General features: G+C 61.9%; 15 protein-coding genes. 5 read left to right on the forward strand and 10 right to left on the reverse strand.

Going from position 1 to position 15,751, the window contains the following annotated elements; translation table 11 throughout:
• Positions 1-40 precede the first annotated feature (40 nt).
• The 9 genes from PY649_RS23420 to PY649_RS23460 all read right to left on the reverse strand — a co-directional run bounded on the left by PY649_RS23420 (position 41) and on the right by PY649_RS23460 (position 8,918).
• Entirely contained in the window at positions 41-1,117 is a 1,077-nt protein-coding gene (locus tag PY649_RS23420) for an ABC transporter ATP-binding protein (RefSeq protein WP_285871141.1), read from the reverse strand.
• Positions 1,118-1,181: 64 nt separating this feature from the next.
• A complete protein-coding gene (locus tag PY649_RS23425) occupies positions 1,182-2,525 on the reverse strand; it encodes an ABC transporter substrate-binding protein (protein WP_285871142.1) in 1,344 nt (447 codons plus the stop codon).
• 38 nt (positions 2,526-2,563) lie between these two features.
• The gene (locus PY649_RS23430; protein WP_285871143.1) at positions 2,564-3,409 is read right to left on the reverse strand and encodes a carbohydrate ABC transporter permease; all 846 of its coding nucleotides are present in this window, start codon (positions 3,407-3,409) and stop codon (positions 2,564-2,566) included.
• Positions 3,409-4,359: a carbohydrate ABC transporter permease gene (locus PY649_RS23435; RefSeq protein WP_285871144.1), complete on the reverse strand. Its 951-nt coding sequence runs from the start codon at positions 4,357-4,359 to the stop codon at positions 3,409-3,411. Before PY649_RS23435 ends, PY649_RS23430 begins: the two co-directional genes overlap by 1 nt.
• Before the next feature lie 305 nt (positions 4,360-4,664).
• The gene (locus tag PY649_RS23440; RefSeq protein WP_285871145.1) at positions 4,665-5,285 is read right to left on the reverse strand and encodes a DAK2 domain-containing protein; all 621 of its coding nucleotides are present in this window, start codon (positions 5,283-5,285) and stop codon (positions 4,665-4,667) included.
• Positions 5,285-6,283, reverse strand: a complete 999-nt coding sequence (locus PY649_RS23445; protein WP_285871146.1) for a dihydroxyacetone kinase subunit DhaK — start codon at positions 6,281-6,283, stop codon at positions 5,285-5,287. Before PY649_RS23445 ends, PY649_RS23440 begins: the two co-directional genes overlap by 1 nt.
• Positions 6,284-6,297: 14 nt before the next feature.
• Positions 6,298-7,407: an amidohydrolase family protein gene (locus PY649_RS23450; RefSeq protein WP_285871147.1), complete on the reverse strand. Its 1,110-nt coding sequence runs from the start codon at positions 7,405-7,407 to the stop codon at positions 6,298-6,300.
• A complete protein-coding gene (locus PY649_RS23455; protein WP_285871148.1) occupies positions 7,404-8,468 on the reverse strand; it encodes an amidohydrolase family protein in 1,065 nt (354 codons plus the stop codon). The genes PY649_RS23450 and PY649_RS23455 overlap by 4 nt, the downstream gene beginning before the upstream one ends.
• A 36-nt stretch (positions 8,469-8,504) precedes the next feature.
• Entirely contained in the window at positions 8,505-8,918 is a 414-nt protein-coding gene (locus tag PY649_RS23460) for a Rieske (2Fe-2S) protein (RefSeq protein ID WP_285871149.1), read from the reverse strand.
• A gap of 192 nt (positions 8,919-9,110) precedes the next feature.
• Between PY649_RS23460 and PY649_RS23465 the strand changes: the two genes are divergently transcribed.
• Entirely contained in the window at positions 9,111-10,154 is a 1,044-nt protein-coding gene (locus tag PY649_RS23465; protein WP_285871150.1) for a LacI family DNA-binding transcriptional regulator, read from the forward strand.
• A gap of 48 nt (positions 10,155-10,202) precedes the next feature.
• On the opposite strand, the gene PY649_RS23470 is transcribed toward PY649_RS23465, so the two are convergent.
• The gene (locus tag PY649_RS23470; RefSeq protein WP_285871151.1) at positions 10,203-10,769 is read right to left on the reverse strand and encodes a TetR/AcrR family transcriptional regulator; all 567 of its coding nucleotides are present in this window, start codon (positions 10,767-10,769) and stop codon (positions 10,203-10,205) included.
• 229 nt (positions 10,770-10,998) lie between these two features.
• Between PY649_RS23470 and PY649_RS23475 the strand changes: the two genes are divergently transcribed.
• The 4 genes from PY649_RS23475 to PY649_RS23490 all read left to right on the forward strand — a co-directional run bounded on the left by PY649_RS23475 (position 10,999) and on the right by PY649_RS23490 (position 15,570).
• Complete coding sequence (locus PY649_RS23475; RefSeq protein ID WP_285871153.1) at positions 10,999-11,874, forward strand: metallophosphoesterase; 876 nt, start codon at positions 10,999-11,001, stop codon at positions 11,872-11,874.
• A 12-nt stretch (positions 11,875-11,886) separates the two neighbouring features.
• The gene (locus PY649_RS23480) at positions 11,887-13,191 is read left to right on the forward strand and encodes an ABC transporter substrate-binding protein (protein ID WP_285871155.1); all 1,305 of its coding nucleotides are present in this window, start codon (positions 11,887-11,889) and stop codon (positions 13,189-13,191) included.
• Between the two features lie 170 nt (positions 13,192-13,361).
• On the forward strand, positions 13,362-14,231 hold the full coding sequence (locus PY649_RS23485; protein ID WP_285871156.1) for a metallophosphoesterase: 870 nt from the start codon (positions 13,362-13,364) through the stop codon (positions 14,229-14,231).
• 19 nt (positions 14,232-14,250) lie between these two features.
• Positions 14,251-15,570, forward strand: coding sequence for an ABC transporter substrate-binding protein (locus tag PY649_RS23490; RefSeq protein ID WP_285871157.1), 1,320 nt, complete (start codon positions 14,251-14,253; stop codon positions 15,568-15,570).
• Positions 15,571-15,751 lie beyond the last annotated feature (181 nt).

Consider the following 15,751-nt stretch of genomic DNA (forward strand, 5'->3'; position numbering starts at 1 on the left):
GCCGGGCAATCCCGCGGCTCGATAAACTGCCTGTCGTCCGTCATGCCGCGTTCAGCCGGGCGCCGGATGCTTTGTCGAAAACATGGATGAGATCGGGCGCAATGGTCGCCTCGAAGGTCTCGCCGGCATTGACTGTCTTTTCGCCATCGATGACGGCAACGATGTCGCGCCCCCCGAGATCGAAGGTCACATGCGTCAGCGCGCCGGTCGGCTCGACGAAACGCGCGGGTCCCGAAAGGCGTGTGCCGTTGCCCCGTCGCGCCAAGTGCTCCGGGCGGAGGCCGAGCGTGATCGGCTGTCCGTCCTCGATGCGGGCGCCGGCAAAGCGGATCGCTTCGCCATGGGGAAGCCGGGCGAAGGCACCGCCCGCATCGGTCGCGCCGACCGCATCGACGAAGTTCATCGCAGGAGTTCCGATGAAACCGGCGACGAAGAGGTTGGCCGGCTTGCGATAGAGTTCCATAGGATGCCCCTGTTGCTCGATACGCCCGCCGTGCATGACGACGATATGATCGGCGAGCGTCATGGCTTCGATCTGGTCATGCGTGACGTATATCGCGGTCGTGCGCACCTTCTGGTGCAAGAGCTTGATTTCCGCGCGCATCTGCACGCGCAGCTTCGCATCCAGATTGGAGAGCGGCTCGTCGAAGAGAAAGACCTGCGGGTTGCGCACGACAGCGCGGCCCATGGCCACGCGCTGACGCTGACCGCCGGAAAGCTGGGATGGCTTGCGTCCAAGCAAGGGCGTCAGGCTTAGCATGCGGGCGGCTTCGTTGACCCGCGCATCGATCTCGGCCGCCGGTTTCCTCGCGAGCTTCATGTTGAAGCCCATGTTCTCGGCGACGGTCATATGCGGATAGAGCGCATAGTTTTGAAAGACCATCGCGATGTTGCGCTCGCGCGGCGTAAGGTCGTTCACCAGCCTGCCGCCGATGGCGATATCGCCGCCGGTCGTCTCCTCCAGCCCCGCAATCATCCGCAAGAGCGTGGATTTCCCGCAGCCGGAAGGGCCGACGAGGGCGACAAAGGCCCCGTCCTCGATCTTCAGGTCGAGGTCGTGGATCACGGGCAGCGCCCCGAACGATTTCTTGACACCAGTAAGCTGAACCGACGCCATATGTCTTGTCTCCATCTTTCTTATCGGCCGGGCACCGCGAGGACGCCCGGCCGGGGATCGGTGATCAGCCTGCGCGGCGCATGGTGCGCTGCCAGTTGGTGGCAACCTCGTCCATTGCGGCCTTCGGGGAGGCCTGACCGAGCAGGGTCTTTGAAAGGCCGGCGCGAAGCTGTGCCTCGACCGCGCCCCAGAAGGCGTCGCGGGGATTGGCCTGCGCCGTCTTCAGCTGCTCGGCCATCACGCCGGTCCAGCCGTATGTCTCGATCACTTCCGGGTCGGTCAGGACGGAAAGACGCGCCGAGGCGTTGCCTTTCTCCATCGAGCGCTTCGCCCATTCGCGGCTGGTGATGAACTGGACGAATTCGAACGCCCATCCCTTGTTTGCGCCGGCCGACGGGACCGCGAAGCTCCAGCCGCCGAGCGAGGATCGGCTGTCGGCGGGGCCTGTGGCGCCTGGCACCAGAGCCCAGCCCCATCTGCCCTTCGTCTTCGACTTGTCGGATTTGTTGATCGGCGTGGCGGAAGCGTTCAGCGTAATCGCCATCGCATAGCGGTCGTTCTGGCCGTTGGCGATGATCTCGTCCCATTCCCAGGTCAGCGCATCCTCGGGAACGACATGGTACTTGTTGAGCAGGCTCGCATAGAAATCGAGTCCAGCGACGGATTTGTCGTTATTGATCCAGATGTCCTTCGATTTCGAATCGTAGAAGCCGCCACCGGCCGACAGGAGGTAGGGGCCAAAATGGTCGACGATTGCACCGCCCTGGCGGGCGCAATAGCCCACGCCGTAACGGTTCGGCTTGCCTGCTTCGGTGAGCTTCTCAGCCGCGGCCAGGTATTCGGCGAAGTTGGTCGGCGGCTTGATCCCGACCTGGTCGAGCAGTTCCTTCTGGTAGTGAAGGATGTAGGTGGTGCTGCGATAGGGCACCCCGCGCAGAACGCCGTCCATGCTGGCAAGATCGATCGCCGCCTGGGAGAATTCGTCCATGCCGAAGTCGACTGCATATTTCCCACCGGCCTTCTTCAGAAGCTCGTTCACGTCCTCCATGTAGGGATGCATCCAGCCGATCATCGAAGCGCCCATCTGCATCACGTCGAAACTCGTCGTGCTGCCGCTGGTAAGCTCGGCGCGGGCACGGGTGATCAGCGGCTCGTTCGGCAGCTGGATATATTCGACCTCGATGCCCGTCTCCTTCGTGAAGGCCGGAATGGCATCCTCGATGATCGTGCCCTTCCATGGCGCGCTGTCACCGAGGACCGTCAGCTTGGACGGCTTGCTCTGGGCCAGCGCCGGCGTAAACAATGCCGAACTCATCAGGCTGCCGCCAGCGATCGCCGCGGCCGATCCCAGCATCATGTTGCGGCGGGTGATTGACGGCCCCTTGAAAGGTCCCCTGTTCTTCTCCATTGGCATTCTCCTCCTCGACTTGGTGTCTTGTTGACCTTCTATTTCACGGTTCCCGACGACAGCCCCTGCACCAGGTGCTTCTGGACGATCAGCGAGAAGATGATGACGGGGATCACGACGAGCACACCCGACGCCGTGATCGCTCCCCAGTTCGTGCCGGTCTCCCCACCGGCATAGCTGGCCAGCAGGACGGGCGAGGTGCGCGTCGCGTTGTTGGTCAGGATGGCTGCGAAGATGAAGTCGTTCCAGGCAAGCAGCAGCGACAGGATCGCGGCCGTCACGATGCCTGGACGGGCAAGCGGCAGGACGATCTTGCGGAAAGCGAGCATGCGCGAGGCGCCGTCGATATAGGCCGCCTCCTCGAGCTCCTTCGGCAGGTTCGCGAAATAATCCTTCATGACCCAGACGATCAGCGGCAGGCTGAAGGTCGTATAGGCAATGATGACGGAAGCCCGTGTATTCGAAAGTCCGACCGCCTTGAAGAGAATGAAGAGCGGCAACAGGATGGCGACCGGCGGCAACATGCGCATGATGAGCAGGGTGACCATCGCGAAGCCCTGCCCCGGAAAGCGGAAACGGGCGAAGGTATAAGATGCCGGGATGCCGATCAGCAGCGACAGCGCCACGGAGCAGCTTGTTGTAATCAGCGAATTACCGAAGGAAGCCAGGAAATCCGACTGCGTCAGCACCTGCGTATAGTTCTCGAAGGTCGGGATCCAGAAAAAGACTGGCGGATTGGTGAAGATCTGCTCGCGCGTCTTCAGCGAGATGCCGACGATCCACAGCAGCGGGAACACGAAGATCGCAAGCAGGCTGAAAAGCCCGGCATAGACGGCGACATGATAGGCGAACTTGCGGCGCTTGCCGCGAAGAAGGGCGGACATCACGCGATCTCCTTGCGCTTGGTGGCCATGATGAAGAGCACGCAGAAGATCAGCACGATGAACAACATCACCCATGACGCCGCGGAGGCGAGCGTCAGGTCGAAGGAAAGGAAGGAGGCCTCGAAGGTGTAGACCGAAAGAAGCTTGGTCGCGTTAGCCGGACCGCCTCCAGTCATCACCCAGATATTCTCGAAGGAGCGGAACTCGAAAATCGTGCGCAGCAGGACGGCGACGACGATATAGGGCGCCAGTAGCGGCAGCGTCACATGGCGGAAGGTCTGCCAGGGATTGGCGCCATCGACCGCGGCCGCCTCGACCGGCTCATGGGGCAGCGATTGCAGGCCGGCGAGAAGGAGAATCGCGACGAAGGGCGCGTTCTGCCAGATATTGACCATCGCGACCGCAATCAGCGCCAGACCGGGGTCGCCGAGCCACACAGTCTTCGTCCCAAGGATAACGTTGATGAGCCCGTAATTCGGATCGAGCAGCAGCTTCCAGGTCAGCGCCGCGACGATCGGGGTGATCATCATCGGAATGATAAGCGCTGTGCGAAAGAAGCGGATGAACGGAACCCGGCAGTTGAGCAACAAAGCGACCGCCAGGCCGAGCAGCAGCTCTGCGGTGACGGTCACCGCCGTATAACCGATCGTCAGCATCAGGCTGGAGCGAAACAGCGGATCGGTAAAGAGGTCCTGATAGTTGGCGAAACCGACGAAGCGACCGGAGAACAAGGCGCTGTCGATGGACCATCCCTGAAAGCTCAACATGAAGGAAAAGACGAGCGGAATGCCGAACACCAGCAAGCTGGCGAGAAGCGTCGGAACCACCGTCAGCGGTACGAAAATTCTGTCCTGGAATTTGATGACCGCGTTGCGACGCGATTCCGCCCGCTCTTCGTCAACTGGCCGATCGGTATAGTCCGCCGCCTGCTCGAACTGTTGAGCCACCATTGCTCTCCTCCAAATTCAGCGACCGCCTCCAGGTCGCCCGTCCCGCAAAGCCAGCCGAACGATCTATGCGTTTATAGAAGCGCAAAACCTAACGCGACGCAAGTTAAAAACAAACAATGTTATTCTTTTTGTCAAAGCCTGCAGCAGGTGGAATTCAAACCACGTGCCGTAACCGTGCAAATAATTGGAATAAATCAGATATTTAAGCCGAAAAAGCCAATGCTTTATAAGAGGGCGGTCCGACAAAATAATTGAGGCGCTTCGATGGAAACCGCAACTTTGTTAGGTTGAGGCAGTGTCGAGCTTCAGGCGGAGACCGGCGGAGTGGCGAGTGCGTCGACTAGCCGCGCGATTGCGAGCATGCCTGGGTCGTCGAGGCCTATGCTCCGTTCCGCAAAGAACTTCGCGCGCCCCATCCGGCACGGCCGGTCGCGAAAGGCATCGAGCGCCGCGAAGGCGGCTTGCCGGGCGGCAAGGGCAGCGCTTTGGGCATCCGGTGCGACAGCCATTGCCGAGGTAATCGCCTCCAATGCATCGAGCACGGTCTTGTCGCCCAGTGCGGCTCCGCCACGCGCGATCATCGCCTCCAGAGCCGCAGCCAGGAGAACCGGCAGCGATCGCCACTCGACCTGCACCGCGCTTTTCGTCTGTTTCGACATGGTGAGAAGCGCGGTCGCAAGCAGGGTCCCTAGGCTTGAGCCCGTCGCCGACACGGCCGCGCGTGCAAGCTTGCCAAAAGCTTCGCTGACAGAGACCGAGGCGGCGACATCGCTTGTGGCCATGGCGCCGATGACCCGCGCCAGCATCGACCCGGTATCGCCGTCGCCGAGTTTGGCGTCGGCTGCGTTGAGTTCCTGCTCCAGAACCTTGAGACTATCGGCGGCCCGGCGGACGCCAGCGACGATCTGTGCGACCGTAAGTTCCATCAGCCGACCCTCCAGAAGGGGCACTCGGCGGGCGCTGCAAGCAGCCCCTTAAGCTCGTCGTCGAGATGAAACAGGCTGATGGACATGCCCTGCATCTCCATGGAGGTGACGAAGTTGCCGATGAGAGGCTGCACGACCTGCAGCCTCTCATCGTCGAGCAATCTGCGGACGTGACGGTACACGATAAAGAGCTCCTCGATCGGCGTTGCGCCGAGGCCGTTGACCAGCACGGAGACCTCGCCTTGCGGCGCTGCCGGCATGTCGGCGAGCAGCCGCCCAACCATCTCCTCGGCAAGAACATCGGCCCGGCGCATCGTGTCGCGCCAGATTCCTGGCTCGCCATGGATACCGATGCCCATCTCGATCTCGTCGGGCGCCAGCTCGAAGCTTGGCTTGTCCGCAGATGGCAGACGGCAGGGACCGAGGCCGACGCCGATCGTCCGCGTCGCGGCCACGGCCTTGGCTGCGACACGCGTCACTTCCTCAAGATCGGCGCCGCTGTCGGCGCTGGCTCCGGCTGCCTTGCAGGCATAGATCAGGCCGGCGACGCCGCGACGGCGCGCGATCTGGGCCGGGCTGCCGCTCGCGATATCGTCGGTCCCGAGAACGGTCGTCGTCGCAATACCTTCTTCTTCCAGGAACTCTCCGGCCATGTCGAAATTCATCCGGTCGCCGCCGTAATTGCCATAAAGGCGCAGGACCCCGCGCCCACCGTCGGCTAGCCTGATCGCGTCGATACAGCTTTCGATATTCGGCCCTTCGAAGACGTTGCCGATGGCGCAGCTATCGATCAGCCCGCTGCCGACATAGCCGGTGAATAGCGGCAGATGGCCGGAGCCGCCGCCGGAAGCGATGCCGACCTTACCCTGCGTCGCCCCCGCAGTACGCCGGATGACACGGCCATGGGCGCCGTCTCGCACGAGGGCCGGATAGGCGAGCGCGAGACCGTCGAGCGTTTCGTCGACATAGTCGGCGGGATCATTGATGAGCTTCTTCATGGGAGACCTGTTTCTCAGTCGAGATTGGCGTAGAATTTCAATGCGTTGTCATGGAACAGCATGCGCCGCTCCGTCTCGCTCATCGGCATGAGGAGCGCACGCTGCGGATCGTCGAAATCCCAGTGCGGATAGTCGGTGGCGAACATCATGCGGTCGAAGCCGATCCATTCGAACAGCAGGCGAAGATCCTTGCGGTCTTCGGGTTCTTCGGCCGGCTGCGTCGTGAACCAGATATTTTGGCGCATATATTCCGAGGGCGGGCGCTTGCAGCGTGGCGTTTCACTCCGGACCTTCCGCCAGTGGTTGTCGAGCCGCCAGGCGAGCGGCGGCGCCCAGGCGAAACCAGCCTCGATCATCACCACGCGCACCCGGGGGAAGAGTTCGAAGACGCCTTCGAGGATCATGCTCGCCACCTGCGTATGGGCGCTGTGGGTGAGCACGTGATGATCCTCGATGTAATAATCGGGCCAGCCACTCGGCGAAGGGGCATAAGGCGACGGGCCCCCGACGTGAAAGCCGATCGGGATGTCATACCGCTGGGCCGCCTCGAAAATCGGCCAATAGCGTTTACGTCCGATCGGTTCGACCGAGCGCGAGCCAAGCTGGATCTGGGCGAAGTTCCGGTCTCCGGCACGCCGGTCTATCTCCTCGACCGCGAGATCGGCGTCTTCCGCGCAGATGTGGATGGAGGCCTTGAGGCGACTGTCCCTGGAGGTGAATTCGTCGACCTGCCATTCGTTTGTGGCAGTGCAGAGCGCAGCCGAAAGGTCGGTGTTGCGGGCATTGTTCGCACCGACGATCGGCTCCAGTATGCCGAAGCGGACATTATGCGCGTCGAGATGCTGCTGCTGCATGAATTCGAGATCGGAGCCCGGCGGATTGCCGTTGGGCGGCCAGGCATCGCGCCGCGCCGTTTCCGGCGTGAAGCGCGGATAGGCGCCGCCACGGGTGGCATAGACGCCGTGGGTGAGACTGCCGTAAGTGTCAAGATGATCCCGCCACTGCTTTGAAAGATAGGGGTACAGCGCCTTCTTGTGCTTGAGCGATGGGTGGATATCGCAGTCGATGAACTGAAAGCGGGCGGCGTCAGCGGGACGCTCGGGAGCGGTGTCGCGCGCACTCATTGCAGTGTCTCCCTCAGCCGCGGATAGGTCGCAAGCGGGTTGTCCTTCGCCATTTTCTCGATAAGGCGGGCCGGAACGCCCTTCGGCAGCATCTGGTCGCCGTCGAACTGCCAATGGGGATAGTCGGAAGCGAAAAGCAGCATGTCGTCCGAGCCGATCTGCTCCAGGACGCGCTCGAGTATTTCCGGATTGTCCGGCGCATCGATCGGTTGCGCCGTCAGACGAACGTGGCGGCGGATAATGTCGATCGGTGATTCCTTTACCCAGGGCACTTCCGGGCGAACCGCGCGCCAGGTCTTGCGCGCACGCCAGAGAAAGCCCGGCAGCCAGGTGACGCCACTTTCGATGAGCACGACCATCAGATCCGGAAATTTCACGAAAACGCCCTGCGCGATAAGGCTCAGCAATTGGCTCTCGAAGGCCTGATTGTTGCTGACGTAATCCTGGAGGTGATGGCTAGGCCAGCCGACCGCGGTCGGCGCGTAACGATAAAGGCTGCCGGCATGAAGGCCGATAGGCAGGCGATGTCTTACGGCAGCCTCAAAGATCGGCCAGTAGTGCTGCTTGCCGAGCATCATGTCGAGGCCGACGGGCATCAATATCTGCACGAAACGCGGATCATCCGCCTGACGCTCGATCTCCTCGACGGCAAGCGCCGGGTTCTGCGTCGGAACGACGATCGAGGCCCGCAGGCGCGGATCGCGGTCGAGCCATTGCTCGCGAATCCAGTCGTTGACAGCCGAGCAGAGCGCGGCTCCCATCGTCTCGCTGACCGCGAAGGAACCTCCATAGAGGACGTTGCAGATGGCGAACCTCGATCCGAAACCATCGAGAGCATGGGCTTTCAGGCGCTCGAAGCTGGTTCCGGGAATCTCCTCGCCGTCTCGCCAGTCGGGCCGGCAGGTCAATGGCGAATTAGGCAGATAGCTGGCGGGCTGGAATCCGTCTTGCCCCCTTGCGATGAAGCTCTCACGCCAATAGTCGGTCATATAGGGGAGCAGCGCCTTGACCGTCGGCACGCCCGGATGAATGTCGCAGTCGATGGCATCAGAAATCGGCAAGATGAATGTCCTCCCCGTCAGGCGCGCCCCCGCGCTTCAAAGTTCAACGACGACGTATTGATCCTCGACGGAAATGCCGAAGGTCTCGATCACATAAGGCCCTGCGACGAGCGTCTCGCCGGTCTCGACCGTCAGGTCATAGGCCTTCGTGCGGAACCTGCGGGGATCGCACCGTGATTGGCCTGAACGCAGGTCGAACTCCCAGCTATGCCAGGGGCAGCGAACGAATTCGCCGGGGCGGGAATGACAGAACTTGCCGGGCTCGTCGGAGGTCGTCAGGCCGACCGTCGCACCCGTGACCAGACTGCCGCCCTGATGCGGGCAGGTATTAGAAATGCCGAAAAACTCGCCATTGACGTTGAACACGGCGATCGCGCGTCCGTTTACATGAACGAGCTTCCTCGACCCCGGCGGGATATCGGCCAATGCAGCCACGACATGCTTGCCCACTGTCTCCACCCTCCGTGCGACGCCGCCAAAGCCCCTCCTCGCCGGCGCCTAACGATTTATTTGCGTTTTGTTAGGTAATCAGCTAACATAGGCAAACTTGAAGCGCAACTATTTTTGGTAAGTTCGCACGGCGACTTGACGTAGCAGCCTTCCTACGGCAGAACCGCAACTGTCATAACAAGGGTCTCGGGAATGGCCTCAAACAGGGTAACGATACAGGATCTTGCAGATAAGCTCGGTCTCTCGAAATTCTCGGTCTCCCGCGCCCTTTCGGGTAAGCCCGGGGTCGGCGAATCGACGCGCAACCGTGTTTTGCGTGCAGCGCATTCCATGGGTTACCACGTCAATCAGGACGTACCCTATACGGCCGGCCACATCCTCTTCATCCGCCAGGAAATCGACCCGGTCAGCAGCGAGCTCTGGCTGAACATCATGCACGGCGCCGAGCAGGAGGGAGAGCGGCTGGGTTTTGCAATCGTGCCGAGGCAGGCGCGCTATCTGAGCGAGGTCGGGCAGATGGAGACTTCCGTCGTCGGCCTCATCCTCGCCGTGCCCCGCCCGTCGGAATGGACCGCGCTTGCCGCGCGCACCGGACTGCCCGTGGTCTGCGCCAGCTATGTGAGCCCGATGGAGCGCATCGACCAGGTCGTCGGCGCCGACTGGGAATCCGGCTATGGTGTCGCCCAGATGCTTCTCAAGCTCGGGCATCGCGAAATGGCCTTCGTGCACGGCAGCGCCACGCCTATGGGCCGCGCCGAGCGCTTTCGCGGCTTCCGTGACGGGGCGCAAACGATCGAAGGAACGAGCGTCGACGACATCGTCTTCGACGAGGAGAAGGGTTTCCGCAGCGCCTTCTTCTCATATCTGCGCTCCGGCAAGGCACCAACTGCGCTCTTCTGCGCCCATGACGGCATCGCGATCGCCGTCACCTCCGAGCTTCTGCGCCTCGGCATTCGCGTTCCCGACGATATTTCTGTCGTCGGCTTCAACAACTTCGCCTCGGCGTCCCACTTCTCCCCGCGCCTGACGACAGTGCGGACGCCGCAGGTGGAAATGGGCGCAGCCATGGTGCGCTGCATTGCCGACAGGCTAGCCAATCCCGAAGCCCGCGAGCGGCCGCCAGTAAGGCTCGCGCTGGTCTCTGATATCATCGAACGCGAATCGACCGGCCCAGCCGGCGGCAAGGAATGGCTAAAGAAGCCACTGACGGTGATGAGGGAGACTGCTCAGGAATAGTCTGGCGATCCGAGCCCGACCGCCTGACACCGAGCATGCCATCCCGCTTCAGGCGGTGATGGCGGCCCAGCACATGACGACGATCCGATGCTTGAGGTCCGGCGTGAGCTCGCCGCCGGCGGCGCGCAAGCGCTTGAGCGTGTTGCGGATGGCGCCGCGAACGAAGGACGCCATCAACGACTTGGGCATTTCCGGCTCGCCGTTCTCCGGTGGCTCGGAGAATACCTTGATGCTGTAAATCGCGAACTCAAGGAAAAGCGATCCGACACGCTCCTGCATGATGAGCGGGGAGTTGGTGATCACCTCATAGAGCATGGCACGGGTCTGGTCGCGCCAAAGGTGCTCGATATAGCGCATAATATAGGCTTCGACCCGTGCCGGGAACGGGGTCTCCTGATCGATCTCCACGATCATATCCGCGTTCAGTTCCGCAGCCACGCGCTGGTAGACGGCAAACACCAGGTCTTCCTTTGAAGGGAAGTAGTTGTAGAGCGAGCCCGTGGCCACGTTCGCCTGCTCGGCGATGGCGGACATAGGCGTTTGCAGCCCTGTCTTCAGCAGCAGTTCGGCGGCCGTATTGAGGATGCGTTCCCGTTTATCCAATGCAATATCCATAGTCTGAATGAACCTTCATTCATTTGTCATTGAGCACAGCTACGCATATTTGCACGCCTCACGCAAGAGGTTGTTGCGGCAGAGCTGGAACAACCCTGTGACGCGATCACCCGTAAGGGAATGGAGCGTGCCGACGGACGCCGGCAGTTCCGCACGAATCAAAAACAACGGCGGGCGCAGGATGCTGCATTCACCGAACAGGATGACTCGCCTTTCAGGAAGTACAACCATGGCAGACAACATCACCTTTGTTCACCTTACCGACCTGCATGTCGGCGATCCATCGGCGAAAGACGATCATCTGTTCTCCGACACGACCGCCACCTTCCGCGCCATTGCCGCCGATATCAGGAGGATGAAGCCCAGCCCGGCCTTCATCGTGGCCAGCGGCGACCTCACCAACCGCGGCGATGCCGCAAGCTACGAGCATCTGAAGTCCCTCATCTCCGAGGCTGACCTCAACATTCCGATGCTGTTCGCGCTGGGCAACCACGACACGCGCGAAGGTTTCTACCCCGTTATGCTGGGCCGCACCGAGGACACGTCCGCGCCCCATGACCATGATCTCGTTGTCGCGGGCATCCACATCATCGTGATGGATTCGAGCGTACCCAAGAAGATCGGCGGTGCGTTTGAGCCGGGACAGCTCGATTGGCTCGCGATGCGCCTCAGCGAGCATGCGGGCCTGCCCAAGCTGCTCGTAATGCACCATGCCCCCGCCCTCGACGAAGAGGATTTCGATGGCGAATGGGAAACGCTTGCCATCGCCGACACCATCGCCCTGCGCGACCTGCTTATCGACCGCTCCGACATCGTCGGCATCCTTTCCGGCCATATTCATTTCGACCGCGTCTCCAGCTGGTATGGCATCCCGTTGGTGGTGGGCGTCGGCCAGCATGCCGCGACAGACGTCGTTGGGCTCGGGGACAGCTTCCGCATGCTTGAAGGCGCGTCCATGGCGATCGGCACCATCCGCCCCTCGGGCCTGACGATCTCGTTCGCGCCGCAGCCTTCGACCAGACGTGAGCTACACGTGCTCGACATGGAAAGGATCCGCGAAATCGTCGCCAGGAGCGCCAAAGAAGCCACATCGGCTGCCGAGTAGGGAGAGAAGAATATGCTGCGCAGAACCTTCGTTTCGGGCCTCGCCCTCATTGCCGCCGCGCTTGGCGGTTCCGCATTCGCCCAGCAAGCGCGGCTGACCGTCGACCAGCCGGTGACGATCACCTTCTACAACTACAACCTCGGCTCGGCCGGCAATGGCAAGGATGCGACCGAGCGGCTGATCGCCGAATTCATGGCGGCCAATCCCAACATCAAGGTTCAAGGCGTGCCCTATTCGTCCGCAGACGGCAATGCGCGCATACAAGCCGATCTCGCCGCTTCGCGCTCGGTCGACCTCGTACAGCTTGGTTTCAACTCCCTGGACTATGCCGTCACCAATTACGGCGCCAAGGCGCTCGAGGATTTCGTGCCGGCCCAGGAGATCGCCGCGCACATGCAAGGCATGAGCCCGAACGGCACCAAGCTCGGTGTGCTTAACGGCAAGACCTATGGCCTGGCCTATACCTTCTCCACCCCCGTGCTGTTCTACAATGCCGATCTGTTCAAGGCAGCCGGGCTCAACCCGGACAACCCGCCCAAAACCTGGGCCGAGGTCAAGACCGATGCTCTCGCCATCAAGGACAAGACCGGCAAGACCGGATTCATCGCCGGCATTTTTGGGCCAAGCGCCGTCGATTGGCTGTTCCAGGGCGTCGTCCGCTCCAACGGTGGCGAGGTGATCTCGCGAGACCGCAAGACGCTCAAATTCGCCGAGCCCGAGTCGGTCGAGGCGGTACGCATGCTGCGCGACCTCGCCGACACAGGTGCCTTCGAAAACATGGACATCAACGAGGCAATGGAAAGCCTAGCCGGCGGCAATGCGGGCATGTACCTCCAGACCTCGGCCATCCAGGCCTTTCTGGTCAAGGGCGCCCAAGGCCATTTCGACCTGCGCGCGGCCAAGATGCCGGCTTTCGGCGACAAGCCGGTGCGTCCGAACAATTCCGGCAGCGCGCTAGTGGTGCTGAGCCGCGATCCGGTCAAGCAGCGGGCATCGTGGGAGCTGATGAAGTTTCTTACGAGCAAGCACGGCTACACGGTCATCACCTCTGAGATCGGCTATCTGCCGCTCCGCACCGACATCATCAATGACCCCAAATATCTGGGAGATTGGGTCAAGGCCCATCCGTTGGTGCAGCCCAATATCGAGCAGCTCGCCGTGCTCGAGCCCTGGGACTCCATGCCCGGCCCGAACTACGCGCAGATCGTCAAGACCATGATGGACGCAGCCGAGACGAGTGTATTCGGCGGTGTGGACGTGGCCGAGACGCTCAAGGCCGCCCAGGACCGGGCTCAGGATCTGATGCCGGCCAACTGAGCCAAGGCTGCTTCACGCCGGCGCCGCGGACCTCCATCGACGCGGCGCCGCTCCACACTGAACGTGAAGACGGGCATGCCGAGGCGGCCGTGCTTGGCCACGATGACGTCGCCAGAATTCTCGGCCCCCCCAGGCCGTCCCGTCACCCACAACCAGAAGGAACAAACTCCATGAGCCGCAACATCACCTTCGTCCACATCACCGACCTTCACGTCGGCGCCCCTGGCGTGCCTGATCCGCATCTGCACAGCGACACCACCACCAACTTCCGCGCCATCATGGCCGATATCAAGCGAATGAATCCGCAGCCCTCCTTCATCATCGTCTCGGGCGACCTCACCAATCGCGGCGATGTGGACAGCTACGAACACCTCAAGTCGCTGCTCGCCGAAGCCGGGCTGGATGTGCCGGTGCTCTTTGCACTCGGCAATCACGACACGCGCCGGGGTTTTTACAGCGCGTTCTTCGACGGCATCGAAAATACGAGCCTGCCCTACGATCATGACACCATCATCGACGGCATCCACATCATCACCGTCGATTCGAGCGTGCCCAAGACGATCGGCGGTGCCTTCGAGCCCGGTCAGCTCGATTGGCTCGCCGCGCGGCTCGACGACCATGCAGAACTGCCCAAGCTGCTGGTGATGCATCATGCGCCCGCGCTCGACGAAGACAATTTCGAAGGCGAATGGGAAACGCTTGCCATCGCCGACACCATCGCTTTGCGCGAACTGCTGGCTGGCCGCAAAATCATCGGCATCCTCTCCGGCCACATTCACTACGATCGCGTGTCGAACTGGCACGGCATCCCTGTCGTCGTCGGCATCGGCCAGCACAATGCGCTTGATCCCGTAATCTTGGGTGACGCGATCCGCGCGGTCGAGGGCGCATCGATGGCGATCGGCACCATCCGGCCGTCTGGACTGACCATCTCCTTTGCTCCGCAACCTTCTACCCGCAGCCAGATCAGCTCCACGCCGCTCAACGAATTCCAGGCGCGGCTCGACGCCTATCTCGCCTCTCGCGAAGCTGCTGAATGATCCTTTTGACGGGAAACCCATGCTGAAACGAACCTTCCTTATCCTCTCCGCTACGATGGCGGCAACCGTGCTTTCCTCGGGCACGACCGCCTTTGCGCAGACCGCCGCCCCCCGCGTGGACGCGCCGGTCACGATCACGTTCTACAATTATAACCTGGCCTCCGCCGGGCTCGGCGCCGACGCCACCAAGAAGCTGATCGACGAGTTCATGGCTGCGAACCCCACCATAAAGGTGGAGGGCGTTGCCGTACCTTCGCCAGATATGGCGAGCCGCCTGCAAAGCGATATGGCTGCGAACCGGGTTCCCGACGTCGCGCAGGTCGTGTTTGACGGGCTGGCCTTTGCCGCCGACAATCTCGGCGCCGCCGCGCTCGAGGATATCGTTCCCAAGCAGGAATTGGCCGATCACCTCTCCGGCATGATTCCCGCCGGCGTCAAGCTTGGCCAGTTGAACGGCAAGACCTACGCGCTGGCCTACACCTTCTCCACGCCGGTTTTGTTCTACAATGCCGATCTCTTCCGAAAGGCCGGGCTCAATCCCGACGAACCGCCAAGGACCTGGGAGCAGGTCAAGGCCGCGGCGGTCACCATCCACGAGAAGACAGGCGCTCAGGGCTTCAACGGCGCGCTCGCGGGCGGCGGTGCGGCCGGATTCGACTGGGCCCTTCAGGGCGTTCTTCGCTCCAACGGCGGCGGCGTCCTGTCCGACGATCGTAAAACGATCACCTTCGGCGAACCGGCAGCGGTGCAGGCGGTTTCCATGCTGCGCGGCCTTCACGATGCCGGCGTCTATGAGAACATGCCGAATGACGCGATGGTCGAGGCGATGACGTCGGGACAGCTCGCGATGCTGCTGAACACCTCGGCTCAGCAGAATGTGCTGATCAAGGGATCCGAGGGCAAGTTCGAGCTGCGTGCCGCCCAGATGCCCGGCTTCGGCGACAAGCCCTCCACGCCGACGAATTCCGGCAGCGGGCTGGTGATCTTCAGCAAGGATCCCGTCAAGCAGCGCGCAGCGTGGGAGCTCATGAAGTTCCTGACGTCGAAGCACGGCTACTCCATCATCACATCGCAGATCGGCTACCTGCCGCTCCGTGCCAATATCGTCGACGATCCTCAATATCTCGGGGCTTGGGTAAAAGCGCATCCGATGGTGCGTCCGAACCTTGCTCAGCTCGATCGGCTTCAGCCTTGGGTCGCTTATCCGGGCCAGAACTACCGCCAGATCGCAAAAATCTTCCTGGATGCGACCGAAGCGGCCGTCTTCGGTGACGGGGACGTGGCCGAAACAATGAAGGCTGCCCAGGATCTCGCCCAGGGCCTGATGCCGCAGCAATGAGTCCGGATGCCGGGGCCCGACGGCGGGTCCCGGCGCCTTTCCGCCGATTGAACGCACCAGACGAAGCCATGACTGAGCCGGTATCTTTTAGCCATCTCGCCGACCCGCCGATTGCCGCGCCCCCCACCCGGTCGCCCAAGCAGTCGCGACACCTATTTGGTCCCGCGGAAAGCGGTCGGTT

It is taken from the genome of Rhizobium mayense, from assembly GCF_030272705.1.
GTDB lineage: Bacteria > Pseudomonadota > Alphaproteobacteria > Rhizobiales > Rhizobiaceae > Rhizobium > Rhizobium mayense.

What these genes read in the sequence shown, in the direction of transcription:
- PY649_RS23450 (WP_285871147.1), bottom strand. Translation starts at nt 7,407, where the DNA reads ATGAGTGCGCGCGACACCGCTCCCGAGCGTCCCGCTGACGCCGCCCGC.
- PY649_RS23425 (WP_285871142.1), bottom strand. Translation starts at nt 2,525, where the DNA reads ATGGAGAAGAACAGGGGACCTTTCAAGGGGCCGTCAATCACCCGCCGC.
- PY649_RS23465 (WP_285871150.1), top strand. Translation starts at nt 9,111, where the DNA reads ATGGCCTCAAACAGGGTAACGATACAGGATCTTGCAGATAAGCTCGGT.
- PY649_RS23435 (WP_285871144.1), bottom strand. Translation starts at nt 4,359, where the DNA reads ATGGTGGCTCAACAGTTCGAGCAGGCGGCGGACTATACCGATCGGCCA.
- PY649_RS23470 (WP_285871151.1), bottom strand. Translation starts at nt 10,769, where the DNA reads ATGGATATTGCATTGGATAAACGGGAACGCATCCTCAATACGGCCGCC.
- PY649_RS23490 (WP_285871157.1), top strand. Translation starts at nt 14,251, where the DNA reads ATGCTGAAACGAACCTTCCTTATCCTCTCCGCTACGATGGCGGCAACC.
- PY649_RS23485 (WP_285871156.1), top strand. Translation starts at nt 13,362, where the DNA reads ATGAGCCGCAACATCACCTTCGTCCACATCACCGACCTTCACGTCGGC.
- PY649_RS23445 (WP_285871146.1), bottom strand. Translation starts at nt 6,283, where the DNA reads ATGAAGAAGCTCATCAATGATCCCGCCGACTATGTCGACGAAACGCTC.
- PY649_RS23480 (WP_285871155.1), top strand. Translation starts at nt 11,887, where the DNA reads ATGCTGCGCAGAACCTTCGTTTCGGGCCTCGCCCTCATTGCCGCCGCG.
- PY649_RS23430 (WP_285871143.1), bottom strand. Translation starts at nt 3,409, where the DNA reads ATGTCCGCCCTTCTTCGCGGCAAGCGCCGCAAGTTCGCCTATCATGTC.
- PY649_RS23440 (WP_285871145.1), bottom strand. Translation starts at nt 5,285, where the DNA reads ATGGAACTTACGGTCGCACAGATCGTCGCTGGCGTCCGCCGGGCCGCC.
- PY649_RS23475 (WP_285871153.1), top strand. Translation starts at nt 10,999, where the DNA reads ATGGCAGACAACATCACCTTTGTTCACCTTACCGACCTGCATGTCGGC.
- PY649_RS23420 (WP_285871141.1), bottom strand. Translation starts at nt 1,117, where the DNA reads ATGGCGTCGGTTCAGCTTACTGGTGTCAAGAAATCGTTCGGGGCGCTG.